Here is a 14,035-nt window from a genome sequence, read left to right on the forward strand (position 1 = left end):
GTGCCCCACGGCTTCCCCCTATTCCGCCGCTCGCTGACCGCCACCCCGGTCACGGCGGCGCTCGCGTTTTCCACCGCTGCGGCCGCCGCGGTGTTGCAGGTCCTCCTCCCCGCGCTGACGGGGCGCGCGGTGGACATCGCCACGGGCAATGCCACCGGCTCGGTCTCGCGCACCGCGTGGACGATGGTTGGCGTCGCGCTGGTCACGTACGCGCTGGGCGCGGTGCGCCGCTGGGCGTCGGGCCGGCTCTCCGCCACCTCCCAGCACTGGCTTCGCGTGGAACTGCTGCGCACGATGCACCGGCTGGATGGCAACGGGCAGGACGCGATTGTCACCGGCCAGATCGTGGCCCGCTCGATTTCGGACCTCAACCAGTACGCCATGGTCCTGGGCCAAACGCCCATGTTCTTCACCCGCGCAATGCAGCTGGTCGGCACGCTCGTCGTCATGGTGGGTATGAATCTGTCGCTGACGGCGATGGCGCTGTGCCTGCTGCCGCTGATTTTGTGGGAGGCGAACCGCTCCCGGAAGGCGCTCTACGCCGCCACGTGGGTGAACCAGCAGGCCACGGCGGATTTGGCGGAGCACGTGGAAGAGACCGTCTCCGGGGTGCGGGTGGTCAAGGCGTTCGGCGGGGAGCGAAGGAGCGTCGATAAGCTTGATGCGCTTGGCCGCGAGCTGTACGCGGTGAAGATGCGCGCGGCGAAACTGACTGCCCGCTTCCAGCCGCTGTTGTCGCAGCTGCCCAAGATTGCGCTGGTCATCACGATCGTCGCGGCGGGGCTAATTGTGATGCGCGGCGGCATCACCATCGGCGCGTTCGTGGCGTTCACCACGTATCTGACGTCGCTGACCTCGTCGATGTCCATGCTGACCAACCAGTACGTGCGCCTGCAGATGGGTATGAGCAGCTTCGACCGCCTCGACGAGGTCCTCGCCCTCGCCCCGCACTCGCCGGAGCCCGCGCGCAGCAGCGCCCCGGAGGGCCCCGTGGGTCTCGCGTTCGACCGCGTGCGTTTCTCCAACGGCGGGACCACAGTGCTTGACGGCGTCAGCTTCACCGTCTCCCCGGGCGAAACCCTCGCGGTCGTCGGCCCACCCGGTGCCGGCAAGACCATGGCCGTGCAACTTGCCGGCGGCTTTTACACCCCCGATTCCGGGCAGTGCGGGCTTGTCGACACCTCCCTGGCCACGACCCCCTACTCCGACCTTGCGCAGGAGGACCTCCGCGACCGGGTGACCTGCGTCTTCGACGACGCCTTCCTCTTCTCCTTTTCCGTCTTTGACAACATCGCCCTCGGCGCGCCCGCGGCGCTATCGGGCGAGGCGCTCACGGAGGCGGTGCACCGCGCGGCCAGGCTGGCGCGCGCGGACGAGTTCATCGAGCGCCTCGACGACGGCTACGACACGCTCGTCGGCGAGCGCGGGCTCACCCTGTCCGGCGGGCAGCGCCAGCGTGTCGCCCTCGCCCGCGCGCTCCTCTCGCAGCCGCGGGTGCTCGTGCTTGACGACGCCACCAGCGCCATCGACGCCATCACCGAAGCCGAGATCCTGCACAACCTTCGCACCGAGCTCGGCGACGTCGCCGTCCTCACAGTGGCCCACCGCCAATCCACGGTCGATCATGCCGACACCGTCCTCATCCTCGACGCCGGCCGCGTCACCGAGCACGGCCCCCGCGCGGACGTCATCGCCACGCCCGCCTACCGCGCACTCATGACCCCCGAGGCGACGCAGGCCCCCGCGAGCGCGGAGGCGCCCGAGCACCTGCTCTGGCCGGACGAGCACTCCACATCCGCGAACCCCGACCTGGCCGCGGCATCCGCCGCCCGCGCGACCAGCAGCGGGGGCGGTCGGCATACCATCATGGCTGATGCTGGGTTGCTGGCTGACGTCGCAAAGCTCCCGCCCGCGCGAGAGCAGCCGAACCTCAACGAGGCGACGCTTGCGCGGCTGCGCACCCCGACGGGCAGCGGCAACGAGTTCAAGGTTTCGCAGCTCTTCCGCGCGGTGCGCTGGCTGATCGCAGGCAGCGTCGCGCTCCTCATCGTCGGCGTGCTCGCCGACCTCGCGTTTCCCACGCTCATCCGTGCATCGATCGACCGCGGCATCGCACCGAACGACTTCCGCGCGCTGTGTGCAATCGCGGGCGCGACGCTCGCCGTCGTCCTCATCGGCTGGGCCGCCGACGCGTGCCTGACCGTCCTGTCGTCCCGCTCCGGCGAGCGGCTTCTCTATGGCCTGCGTCTGCGCACCTACGCGCACCTCCAACAGCTGGGGCTGAGCTTTTTCGAGCGGCACCTGTCCGGGCGCATCATCACCCGCCTGACCACGGACATTGACACCCTCTCCAGCTTCCTCCAGACCGGGCTGGCGCAGGCGATCGTGGCGGCAGGCAGCCTCGTCGGCGTCTCCGCCATGCTGCTTGCCACGGACGGCCAGCTCACGCTCACCGCGATGAGCGCGGTGCCCGTCATCGTCGCCGCCACACTCATCTTCCGCCGCCTCTCGCGCCGCTACTTCACGGCCGCCCGCGCCCAGATCTCGGTGGTCAACGGCGATTTCGCCGAGCTCATCGGCGGAATCCGCGTCACGCAGATGTACAACGTGGAGCGCCGCGCCGAGGCGGCGTTCACAGACGCTTCGCTCGCCTATCGACGCCTCCGTATGCGCTCCGTGACGCTCCTCGCCGCCTACTTCCCGGGCATGCAGGCCATCTCGCAAATCATGACGGCCGCCGTCGTCGGCGTGGGCGCGACGCGCGTGTCCGAGGGCGACCTCTCCGTCGGCGTACTCGTCGCCTTCACCATGTACCTCGGACAGCTCTACGGGCCGATTCAGCAACTGGGCCAGATCTTTGACTCCTGGCAGCAGGCAACCGTCAGCTTCGACCGCATCACGGAGCTTCTGGCGGAGCGCACAACCGTGCCCGATACCGGCACCAACCCGCGCGCCGCCGACGCCGCCCGCGGTCCGCTTGCTCTCGAGGGCGTGAGCTTCGGCTACGGGGGCGTCGACAAGCGCGACACCCCAACCCTGGTGGTGAAAGACCTGGACCTCGACCTTCGGCCCGGCGAGACCGTTGCCCTGGTGGGGCCGACGGGCGCGGGCAAGTCGACCGTGGTCAAGCTGCTGGCTCGCTTCTACGACCCGACCGCCGGGCGGATCACCGCCTCGGGCACGAACATCACCGAGTTCCCGCTGCCCGCGTGGCGGCGCGCGCTCGCGCAGGTGCCGCAGGAGTCCTACCTCTTCCCCGGCACCGTGGCCGACAACATCGCGTACGGCGCGCCGGGCGCCTCGCGGGCTGAGATCGAAGACGCGGTGCGCCGGCTCGGTGCCCTCGGCGTCATCGCGGCGATCCCCGGCGGGTTCTGCGCCTCGGTCGGCGAGCGCGGCCGCGGGCTCAGCTCCGGGCAACGGCAAATTATTGCGCTGGCGCGGGCGGAACTGCTCCACCCAGATGTGGTGTTGCTGGACGAGGCGACCGCGACGCTTGACCCGGCCACCGAGCACGCCGTCCTCAACGCTGCTGGTCGTACCACTGCTGGGAGAACCTCCATCATCGTCGCGCACCGTTTGCTCACCGCGCAACGGGCCGACCGCATAGTTGTCGTTGAAGGAGGACGTATCATAGAAGATGGTTCCCACGAGACCCTCCTGAAATCGGACGGAAAATATGCCCGGATGTGGGCAGTCAACCGAAATCGGGGGTAGGCCATGGTGGCGTCGTGGAAGAATGCGAGAGAGTTTTAACGCTCTGGCTATCAAGCGAATTACAGTCAAGATTTAGTTCGAGTAAAGACCCGACAGAAAGAGGCGAGGACCTGCCGTGAGCAGCGATAACACGTTCGGCCAGAACAGCTGGCTGGTTGACGAGATGTTCCAGCAGTACCAGGAGAACCCGGATTCCGTTGATCCGGAATGGCGCAAGCTCTTCGATGCAGAGGGTGCTCCCAAGGCACCGAAGGCTCAGCAGGCGTCGAAGGCTCAGCAGGCGCCCAAGGCCGCCAAGGCCTCCGCTGCGCCGGCTGCGAAGCAGGAGACGGCGAAGACCGACCCGAAGGTTTCCTCCTCCACCGCCGCGCCGAGCCAGGACGGCCGCGAGACCCAGATCGACCGCGCCGCCACCGCCGCGAAGGCCACCGCGTCCAAGGAGAAGGCAACGCTGCCGAAGCCGAAGAAGTCCCCGCTGGACAACATCAACAACATTGAGGTTGAGCCCGGCGAGTTCCAGCTCAAGGGCGCGTTCAAGGCGATTGCTAAGAACATGAACGAGTCCCTCGAAGTCCCGACGGCGACGACCGTGCGAGACATGCCGGTCAAGCTCATGTTTGAGAACCGCGCGCTGGTGAACGACCACCTCAAGCGCACCCGCGGCGGCAAGATCTCCTTCACCCACATCATCGGCTACGCCATCGTCCAGGCAGCCAAGCTGCACCCGGACATGAATAAGAACTACAAGGAGGACGGCAACAAGTTCTTCGCCGTCCAGCCGGAGCACATCAACCTCGGCCTGGCGATCGACCTGCCGGGCAAGGATGGCTCCCGCTCCCTCGTCGTCGCCGCCATCAAGGAGACCGAGAAGCTCGCGTTCAACGAGTTCATCGACGCGTACGAGGACATCGTCAAGCGCGCCCGCGACGGCAAGTTGACCATGGATGACTTCTCCGGTGTGACCATCCAGCTGACCAACCCGGGCGGCATTGGCACCCGCCACTCCATCCCGCGCCTGACCAAGGGCCAGGGCACCATCGTCGGTGTCGGCGCCATGGACTACCCGGCTGAGTTTGCCGGCGCGTCCGAGGACCGCCTCGCCGAGCTCGGCGTGGGCAAGCTGGTCACGCTGACCTCCACCTACGACCACCGCGTTATCCAGGGCGCGGAATCCGGCGAGTTCCTCCGCGACATCTCGCAGCTGCTTATCGACGACAAGTTCTGGGACGACATCTTCACCGCCCTGGAAATCCCGTTCTCCCCGATGCGCTGGGCACAGGACCAGCCCAACACCGGTGTGAACAAGGACACCCGCGTGATGCAGCTGATCCAGGCGTACCGCTCCCGCGGCCACCTCATCGCGGATACCAACCCGCTGCGCTGGCACCAGCCGGGCCTGCCCATGCCGGACTCCCGCGACCTGCTCATGGAGTCCCACGGCCTGACCATCTGGGACCTGGACCGCACCTTCCACGTCGGCGGGTTCGGCGGCAAGGAGACCATGACGCTGCGTGAGGTCATGTCTCGCCTGCGCGCGGCCTACACCCTGCACATCGGCGCGGAGTTCACCCACATCATGGACCGCGACGAGCGCGAGTGGCTGCGCGACCGCCTCGAGGTCGGTATGCCGAAGCCCACCAACGCCGAGCAGAAGTACATCCTGCAGAAGCTCAACGCCGCAGAGGCCTTTGAGAACTTCCTGCAGACCAAGTACCTCGGCCAGAAGCGCTTCTCGCTCGAGGGCGCCGAGACCCTTATCCCGCTCATGGACGCGGTCATTGACACCGCCGCTGGCCAGGGCCTGGACGAGGTCGTCATCGGCATGCCGCACCGCGGCCGCCTCAACGTGCTGTTCAACATCGTGGGCAAGCCGGTTGCCACCATCTTCAACGAGTTTGAGGGCAACGTCCAGTCCGCACAGCAGGGCGGCTCCGGCGACGTGAAGTACCACCTCGGCTTCCAGGGCGAGCACATCCAGATGTTCGGCGACGGCGAGATCAAGGTCTCCCTGGCCGCTAACCCGTCGCACCTCGAGGCCGTCGACCCGGTCCTCGTCGGTATGGCCCGCGCAAAGGCAGACATCCTCAAGGAAGCCGGCGTGCGCGAGGACCACCCGGTCGTGCCCATCATGCTGCACGGCGACGCCTCCTTCACCGGCCTGGGCGTGGTTCAGGAGACCCTGAACCTGTCCCGCCTGCCCGGCTACACCGTCGGCGGCACCGTCCACATCGTGGTGAACAACCAGATCGGCTTCACCACCACCCCGGACTCCGGCCGTTCCTCCTTCTACGCCACCGACCTGGCCAAGGGCTTCGACTGCCCGGTCTTCCACGTCAACGGCGACGACCCGGAGGCGGCAGCGTGGGTTGCCCAGCTGGCTACCGAATACCGCCGCGAGTTTGGCAAGGACGTCTTTATCGACCTCATCTGCTACCGCCTGCGTGGCCACAACGAGGCCGACGACCCGACCGTGACCCAGCCGGTGATGTACGACCGCATCCACAGCCACGATTCGGTCCGTACCCGCTACACCAAGGACCTCGTCGGCCGCGGCGACATCAACGCCGACGAGGCCGAGAAGGCGGCCCAGGACTTCCACGACCAGCTGGACTCCGTGTTCGCCGACGTCAAGGAGCACGAGGGCCACCCGAGCGAGCAGACCGGCATCACCGATTCCCAGGAGCTCACCCACGGCCTGGATACCTCCATCGACGAGGCGACCTTCAAGCGCCTCGCTGGCGCGTTCGTGGACCTGCCGGAGGACTTCACCTCCAACAAGCGCCTGAAGTCCGTGATGAAGAAGCGCGGCGGTTCCTTTGAGGACGGCAACATCGACTGGGGCTGGGGCGAGCTGCTCGCCTTCGGCTCCCTGGCCGAGGAAGGCAAGTTCATCCGCCTGGCGGGCGAGGACTCCCAGCGCGGCACCTTCACCCAGCGCCACGCGGTCCTGTACAACCCGGAGAACGGCGAGGCGTACAACCCGCTCGACCACAACGCGATCGAGTCCGGCAACGGCGGCCGCTTCGAGGTCTTCAACTCCGCCCTCACCGAGTTCGCGGGCATGGGCTTCGAGTACGGCTACACCCTGGGCAACCAGGACGCCATGGTCGCGTGGGAGGCGCAGTTCGGCGACTTTGCCAACGGCGCGCAGACCATCATCGACGAGTACGTCTCCTCCAGCGAGACCAAGTGGGGCCAGCTGTCGTCGCTCACCCTGCTGCTCCCGCACGGCTACGAGGGCCAGGGCCCGGACCACTCCTCCGCCCGCATCGAGCGCTACCTGCAGCTCGTCGCGGAGGGCTCCATGACCATCGCGCAGCCGTCCACCCCGGCAAACCACTTCCACCTCCTGCGCCGCCAGGCGATGGGTAAGATGAAGCGTCCGCTCATCGTCTTCAGCCCGAAGTCGATGCTGCGTAACAAGGCGGCGGTGTCCCAGCCGGCTGACTTCATCGAGGTCAACCGCTTCCAGTCCGTCATCGACGACCCGAACTTTGTCCAGCGCGGCAACAAGAAGATCGCCGACACGGACAAGGTCACCACTATCATGCTCTGCTCCGGCAAGATCTATTGGGAGCTGGAGAAGAAGCGCGAGAAGGACGGCCGCGACGACATCGCGATCATCCGTGTGGAGATGCTCCACCCGATCCCGTTCAACCGCCTCCGCGACGCGTTTGCCAACTACCCGAATGCGAAGGAGATCCGCTGGGTCCAGGACGAGCCCGCCAACCAGGGCGCTTGGCCGTTCTACAACGAGCACCTGCGCGAGCTGATCCCGGACATGCCGAAGATGGTTCGCGTCTCCCGCCGTGCACAGTCCACCACCGCCACCGGTGTGGCCAAGGTGCACCAGCAGGAGGAGAAGGCGCTGCTCGAGGAGGCATTCGCCAAGTAACGCCTCGCAGCACATCGGCCCTCGGGACGCAACGTCCTGGGGGCCTTTCTTCTTGGTCGCACCTAGGGCGCGCGCTTCTCGACGCCTCCCGCTACGCCGCGCGCTGCGTCCCGTCCTTCTCGTCCTCGTCCTTGGTTTTCGGGGCGTTGATGTTGATGCTCGCGTACTCCATCAACCATTCTGCCACCGCAGAACGCACAGTCTCCCCCTCTTCCACGCGCTCCGTCATCTCCTCGATGTCCTTGGTGGACATCACGCGCGTAATAAAGTTCAACCGGGTCGACTCGGTGCGGGTGAGCCTGCCGTCTTTGATGATGGGGACGATGTTCTCCGGCAGACCCTGCTTCGCGGCCTCGCTGTCCTGGCAGGCCTGCGCGGGCGAAGGATCCACCGAGCGAACGTTTGCGGGGAACGTGGCGACCATGGCGGCATACACCTCATCTTGGCGCTCGGCCTCGGACGCGCTACTCGTCGTGTTCTCGTCCGCGGCTCCGGCCGCCTCGTCGCTCGGCTGCGTGAAGCTTGCCGCGGTCTGCGGATCCAGCTGCGTGAGGACCTGGCCCGTGCAGCCGACCACGATGTCGACGTTGTCTTCCTTCAGGATGTCCAACGGGCTGCGCGACGCAAACGACGAGTTCGCCGCGAGGCCGACCGGGCGGCCGTACGCGGCGAGGACCTGGTTGTAGATCTCTCCGATGACCAGCTGCTCCGGCGACGCCGGGTCGACGGCGATAGCGAGCGTCCCCTCTGCTCCGACGTTGAGTACGGTGGCAATCTCCGGCCGCTCAAACGGCGTGCAGGACGCGAGGGACAGCGCGCTCGCTGTCACTATCGCCGCGGTGGCGACGCGTCGCCACCGCTGATTCACCTTGCCCACACAGATCCCGTCCTCTCGGTCAGTACGTTCGGCCGTTTGGTCCTCTTGATCCTAACGCTCGTCGCCGTCGGCCCCCGGTAACGGGCGCTGCGGCTGCCCCATCGCGGCGATCATGTCGCGGGCGCGAGTGGCCACGTCCTGCTCCGCGAGCACGTCGTAGCGGCCCGCCACGATCGTGGTCGCGGAGGCGAAGTCGCGCTTGCCGCCGGTGAACCCGTACGCAAACGCCGCGGAGATCAGCCCAAACACGGCACCGCCGATGACGCACATAGACACCAGCAGCCAAGTGCTGCCCTCGGACGCGAACATCCCCATAATGAGGCCGATGAACAGCCCGAACCACATGCCGGAGAGCGCACCGCCGCCGAGCACGCGCGGCCAGGTCAGCCGCCCCGTGATGTTTTCCACCTGCATCAGGTCGACGCCGACGATCGTGAGCTTTTCCACCGGGAACTCGTTGTCGGACAGGTTGTCCACGGCCGATTGCGCCTCCTGGTAGGTGCCAAAGCTGCCCACCGGCCAGCCGGTTGGGATCTCGCGGTTTTGCGGGCTTCGGAGCGAGGGGGATGTCATGGTCGGTGTCCTTTCCGGGGAGTCAGCGGCCTGCGCGTGCAACGTCCACATCTTACCGCCCGCGCTCATGGCTGGACCGCGCTACGCCGTTTCTGCCACGTCGCGCGCCACCCTATACTTGGTAGGCGTTATGACTGACACTTCCCCGATTACTAAAGACGCCGTCTACGAGGCCCTCTCGCGCGTCGAGGACCCCGAGATTGGCAAGCCGATCACGCAGCTCAACATGGTCGAGTCCGTGTCCATTGACGGCAACGATGTCGCCGTGGGCGTATACCTGACCATCGCCGGCTGCCCGATGCGAGACACCATCGAGTCCAACACGCGCGCGGTGCTCGAGGACCTCGAGGGCATAGGCGAAGTCTCGGTCACCTTGCACACGATGAGCGACGAGCAGCGGCGCGAGCTCGCACAGTCCCTCCGCGGCCAGCAGAGCGGCCCCGCGATCCCGTTCGCCGACCCGAACTCGCGGACTCGCGTCTTCGCGGTCGCTTCGGGCAAGGGGGGCGTGGGCAAGAGCTCCATGACCGTCAATCTCGCCACGTCGCTGGCCAAGCAGGGGCTTTCCGTGGGCATTATCGACGCCGACATCTACGGCCACTCCATCCCCGGCCTCATGGGCTCCGCGGGGCAGGGCCCGACTGTGGTGGACGAGATGCTCATGCCGCCGATCGCGCACGGCGTCCGCCACATCTCCGTCGGCCAGTTCGTGGAGGGCAACGCCCCGATCGTGTGGCGCGGCCCGATGCTCACCCGCGCCATCCAGCAGTTCCTCGCGGACGTGTACTGGGGCGACCTCGACGTCCTGTTCATGGACCTGCCGCCGGGGACCGGCGACGTCGCCATCACCGTGGCGCAGCTGGTGCCCAACGCCGAGCTGCTCATCGTCACCACCCCGCAGGCCGCGGCCGCGGAGGTGGCGGAGCGCGCGGGCACTATTTCGCAGCAGACGGATCAGCCGATCGCGGGCGTGATTGAGAACATGGCGGGCATGGTCATGCCGGACGGCTCCACCATGCACATCTTCGGCGAGGGCGGCGGCGAGCAGGTCGCCGAGCGCCTCACCGCGCTGACGGATAATGAGGTCCCGCTGCTCGGGTCGATCCCGCTGGACCCGAAGCTGCGCGAGCACGGGGACACGGGCACGCCGGTCGTGCTCGATGAGCCCGACTCCCCCGCCGCCAAGGCCATCACGGAGGTTGCAAACAAACTAAAGATCCGCCGCACCTCGCTGGCGGGCAAGAGCTTGAACCTCGGCGTGAAGTAGCCCCTGGCGCTGCCTGCGCCTAGGTGATGTCGGCCCAGGAGAATCCGCCGCCGGATGCGTCCGGCTTGCGCTTTCCTTGGGCGTCGCGCCGCGCCACCTGGCGGGTGGAGCCCCCGCCGGGCTCGCCCGGGTTGACGGGCGGCTTGGGGGTCCGGGCCTGCGGGTCGTCGCTAAGCGCCTCGCGCGGGTCGGTGTGTCCGGGGGCGTTCGCGTCCTTAACGTCATCGTCGAAAAGCATCTGCGCCATCGCACGCTTAGGGCCCATGGCGGCGTACTTGCTTACCTTCTGCATGGGCGCGCGGAACTCCTCAAACTCCTCAAATTCGCCGTTGAGCTCCGCTTTCGCATTGTTGATGGCTTTGCGGGCCGCATAAATGGCTGCGCGGACGTCCTGGATCACGCCCGGCAGACGCTCGGGGCCGATGACGATGAGGCCGATGATGAGGATGAAGAAAATCTCGCCCCAGCCGATGTTGGAAAACACTGCCTGCTCCCTCTACCCGCGGCGCCTCAGCGTACGGAAAACTACTTCCATCTTGTCCAACATGCTGCCGTGAGACTGCGCGGAGGGATCCGCCCCCGGACGGTCGGCGACGTCGTAGCTGCACAATTGCGCCAGCCGCTCGACCAGCGAGTCCGGGGCGTGCAAGTCATCGTCGTTGCAACGGCGCACCCGCTGGGAGGTGACGCGTTGCGCCTGCACCTCGGCGAAGCATTCCGCGCACTGCATCAGGTGCGAACGGGCGCGACGCGCCGCCGTGGCGCTGAGCTCGTTGTCGGTGAACGCGGCGATGGCCTCGGGGCTGAGGTGCTCGGTGGAGGAAAACTGCTTGCGCCGGGGTGCGCCGGAGGCCGACGCAGCCGACGGCATCTTCTTGCTCACCCTGCTCACCTCGCCCACTCAGTGCGCTCCTTTACTCCTCGTGCTCGCTCGATCGCATGTTGAGGCCACTGGCCCAATTTGCACCTAGCGTACGCCCGTCCGGCGCCGAATGCGCTGACCGCCCCGCGCAGCAGGTAAGACTACCGCGCCCGGATCAGGTCCTTCGCCGCTTGATCGTGTGTTGCCTGCGCCTCCAGCGACGCGCGCAGCTGCTGACGGCCGCGGTGGATGCGCGAGCGGACCGTGCCCATCTTCACGCCGAGGGTGTCGGCGATCTCCTCGTAGGTCATCCCGACGACGTCACAAAGCACCACGGCGACGCGGAAGTCCGGGCCGAGCTCGTCCAGCGCGTGCTGGAGCGCGGGATCGAGGTTGGCCACCGTGTACGCCTGCTCCGGCGTCATGTCGGTGCCTGGGACGCGCTCGTAGTCCTCCGGCAGCGCCTCCATCCGGATGGTGGCGCGGTGGCGCACCATGTCCAGGAACAAATTGGTGGTGATGCGGTGCAGCCAGCCCTCGAATGTGCCGGGCTTGTAGCTCTTCAGGTTGCGGAAGACGCGCATGAACGTCTCCTGCGTGAGGTCCTCCGCGTCCTGTTGGTTGCCGGAGAGGCGGAACGCAAGGCAGTAGACGCTGTCCGCGTGCTCCGCAACCAACTCGGCCCAGGTGGGCATCCCGCCCTGGCCAGCGTCAAACGCCGCAGTGCCCGTCAGCGTGTCGGCGTTCGGGGTGGGCTGCTCGCGCGGTGAAGTCATTGCTCTATTGTGGCAGAGATAACTGAGACTGGGCAACACTTTGCCCGGCACTTTGCCTGGTGGCGGGTAACAATCCGCTCACGATCCGCAGCTCGCTATGATATGCGGTGTGAGTGAGACAGCTTTTTCCCAAATGATCGCCTACATCGACCAGCGCGCGAACCACGCGAAGGGCGCGGCGGACGCGGACCCGTTCAGCCAAGGGCTCGAGGTCGCCCGCGTTGAGGCCGAGGAGAACGGCGTGAGCCTGCCCTCCCCGACCGTGGGCACGCTGCTGACAACCCTCGCCGCGGCGGGCGCGCGCGCAGACGCCGCGCAGGGCGCCGTCGCCGTCACCCCGGCCGCGGGCACCGTGGGCCTGCACCTGCTGCGCGGCCTGCCGGAAAAGTCCACCCTGACCTGCATCGAGCCCGAGGCCGCGCTGCAGTCCGGCACGAAGGCCGCAGTGCGCGCCGCGGGGTACGCGCCCTCGCGGGTCCGCTTCCTCACCGCCCGTCCGCTCGATGTGATGGGACGCCTGGCCAATGACGCCTACCAGGTCATCTACGCGGACGTCTCGCCCGTTGAGCTCGGGGCGATCATCGACGCCGCGTGGCCCCTCCTCACCCCCGGCGGCACCCTCGTGCTCGCCGGCTCACTGCTGGACGGCACGGTCGCCGACGCCACCCGCCGCGACCGCGAGACCGCGGCCGCCCGCGAAGCGGACGACTACGCGGAGACGTTCGCAGCGGAGCACGGTGGCGTCGTCACGCGTCTGCCCCTCGACGGGGGACTGACGCTTGTGACGAAGCGCTAGATCACTTCGTTCTTGCCAACGGCGACCACGCCGTTGTCGGAGACCTTGTAGCGCTCGCGATCGCGCTGCGGGTCCACGCCGATGATCTCACCATCGGACACGTAGACGTTCTTGTCCAGAATGCAGTGGCGCACCACTGCCCCCTTGCCCACGCGCACGCCCGGCATGAGCACGGACCCCTCCACGGTCGCGCCCTCTTCCACGCGCACGTCCGTGGACAGGACGGAATTGCGCACCGTCGCGCCGGAGATGATGGAACCGGAGGCCACGATGGACTCCTGTGCGATGCCGCCCATGACGAACTTGGCGGGCGGGAGGTTGCCGTCCTCGGTGGAGTGGATCGGCCACGCGTTGTTGTAGAGGTTGAAGATCGGGTGCGAGGAGATCAGGTCCATGTGCGCCTCGTAGAACGAGTCGATGGTGCCGACGTCGCGCCAGTACCCCTTGTCGCGCTCGGTCGCGCCCGGCACGTGGTTCTCGGAGAAGTCGTAGACGTTCGCCTCGCCCTGGTTCACAAAGTACGGGATGATGTCCCCGCCCATGTCGTGGGCGGAGTCCTCGTTCTGCTCATCCTCCAGCAGGGCCTGCACGAGCGCCTCGGTGGAAAAGACGTAGTTGCCCATGGACGCGAACGTCACGTTCGGGTCATCCGGGGTACCCGGCGGGTTGGCCGGCTTTTCCAGGAACTCGGTGATCGTGCCGTTTTCGTCGGACTGAATGCAGCCGAACGCGGTGGCCTCCGCACGCGGCACGCGGATGCCGGCGACGGTGGCTGACTTACCCGAGGCGATGTGGTTTTCCACCATCTGCGACGGGTCCATGCGGTAGACGTGGTCCGCGCCGAAGACGAGGACGTAGTCCGGTTTGTCGTCATAAATGAGGTTGAGCGACTGCACGATCGCGTCCGCCGAGCCGTTGTACCAGCGCTTGCCGCGGCGCTGCTGCGCGGGCACGGACGCGATGTACTGCGGGGTTGGGCCGGACACGTTCCACGCGGTGGCGACGTGGCGGTCGAGCGAGTGGGACTTGTACTGCGTCAACACGGCGATGCGCATGTACCCCGCGTTGACCAGGTTGGACAGGACGAAGTCGATGAGGCGGTAGTTACCGCCAAACGGGACTGCAGGCTTGGCGCGGTCGGCGGTCAGGGGGAACAGTCGCTTCCCTTCGCCGCCCGCGAGGACGATGGCGAGGACTCTTGGCTGGCTTTTCACGCCCACCAGAGTATTGAAAAGCAACGTCTCCCGCAGTGGCTATGTACACATTTTCACC

Annotated in this window: 10 protein-coding genes; 4 read left to right on the forward strand and 6 right to left on the reverse strand. The window is 67.0% G+C overall.

What is annotated here, in order from left to right; all coding sequences use genetic code 11:
- Both CKJ85_RS00840 and CKJ85_RS00845 read left to right on the forward strand, forming a co-directional pair.
- Positions 1 to 3,717 carry an ABC transporter ATP-binding protein gene (locus CKJ85_RS00840; RefSeq protein ID WP_095553133.1) on the forward strand — a complete coding sequence of 1,239 codons (3,717 nt, stop codon included), beginning with the start codon at positions 1 to 3 and terminating at the stop codon, positions 3,715 to 3,717.
- Between the two features lie 115 nt (positions 3,718 to 3,832).
- Complete coding sequence (locus CKJ85_RS00845; RefSeq protein WP_095553134.1) at positions 3,833 to 7,612, forward strand: multifunctional oxoglutarate decarboxylase/oxoglutarate dehydrogenase thiamine pyrophosphate-binding subunit/dihydrolipoyllysine-residue succinyltransferase subunit; 3,780 nt, start codon at positions 3,833 to 3,835, stop codon at positions 7,610 to 7,612.
- A gap of 91 nt (positions 7,613 to 7,703) precedes the next feature.
- Here CKJ85_RS00845 and CKJ85_RS00850 read toward each other — a convergent pair whose 3' ends face one another.
- Positions 7,704 to 8,489, reverse strand: coding sequence for a hypothetical protein (locus tag CKJ85_RS00850; protein WP_095553135.1), 786 nt, complete (start codon positions 8,487 to 8,489; stop codon positions 7,704 to 7,706).
- A gap of 51 nt (positions 8,490 to 8,540) precedes the next feature.
- Positions 8,541 to 9,113, reverse strand: a complete 573-nt coding sequence (locus tag CKJ85_RS00855; protein WP_198947126.1) for a general stress protein — start codon at positions 9,111 to 9,113, stop codon at positions 8,541 to 8,543.
- Between the two features lie 79 nt (positions 9,114 to 9,192).
- Between CKJ85_RS00855 and CKJ85_RS00860 the strand changes: the two genes are divergently transcribed.
- On the forward strand, positions 9,193 to 10,329 hold the full coding sequence (locus CKJ85_RS00860; RefSeq protein WP_095275865.1) for an Mrp/NBP35 family ATP-binding protein: 1,137 nt from the start codon (positions 9,193 to 9,195) through the stop codon (positions 10,327 to 10,329).
- Between the two features lie 19 nt (positions 10,330 to 10,348).
- Here CKJ85_RS00860 and tatB read toward each other — a convergent pair whose 3' ends face one another.
- From tatB to sigE, 3 genes are all read right to left on the reverse strand, one after another.
- Complete coding sequence (gene tatB, locus CKJ85_RS00865; RefSeq protein WP_095553136.1) at positions 10,349 to 10,813, reverse strand: Sec-independent protein translocase protein TatB; 465 nt, start codon at positions 10,811 to 10,813, stop codon at positions 10,349 to 10,351.
- Between the two features lie 12 nt (positions 10,814 to 10,825).
- Positions 10,826 to 11,212 carry an anti-sigma factor gene (locus CKJ85_RS12305; protein ID WP_304441672.1) on the reverse strand — a complete coding sequence of 129 codons (387 nt, stop codon included), beginning with the start codon at positions 11,210 to 11,212 and terminating at the stop codon, positions 10,826 to 10,828.
- 140 nt (positions 11,213 to 11,352) lie between these two features.
- Complete coding sequence (sigE, locus tag CKJ85_RS00875; RefSeq protein ID WP_095553137.1) at positions 11,353 to 11,967, reverse strand: RNA polymerase sigma factor SigE; 615 nt, start codon at positions 11,965 to 11,967, stop codon at positions 11,353 to 11,355.
- A gap of 109 nt (positions 11,968 to 12,076) precedes the next feature.
- Here sigE and CKJ85_RS00880 point away from each other — a divergent pair, with 109 nt between their 5' ends.
- Positions 12,077 to 12,763, forward strand: a complete 687-nt coding sequence (locus CKJ85_RS00880) for an O-methyltransferase (RefSeq protein WP_095546204.1) — start codon at positions 12,077 to 12,079, stop codon at positions 12,761 to 12,763.
- Here CKJ85_RS00880 and glgC read toward each other — a convergent pair.
- Positions 12,760 to 13,977: a glucose-1-phosphate adenylyltransferase gene (gene glgC, locus CKJ85_RS00885; RefSeq protein WP_369825006.1), complete on the reverse strand. Its 1,218-nt coding sequence runs from the start codon at positions 13,975 to 13,977 to the stop codon at positions 12,760 to 12,762. The genes CKJ85_RS00880 and glgC overlap by 4 nt on opposite strands.
- Positions 13,978 to 14,035 lie beyond the last annotated feature (58 nt).

The organism is Corynebacterium sp. NML 150383, assembly GCF_002285085.1.
GTDB classification, from domain to species: domain Bacteria; phylum Actinomycetota; class Actinomycetes; order Mycobacteriales; family Mycobacteriaceae; genus Corynebacterium; species Corynebacterium gottingense.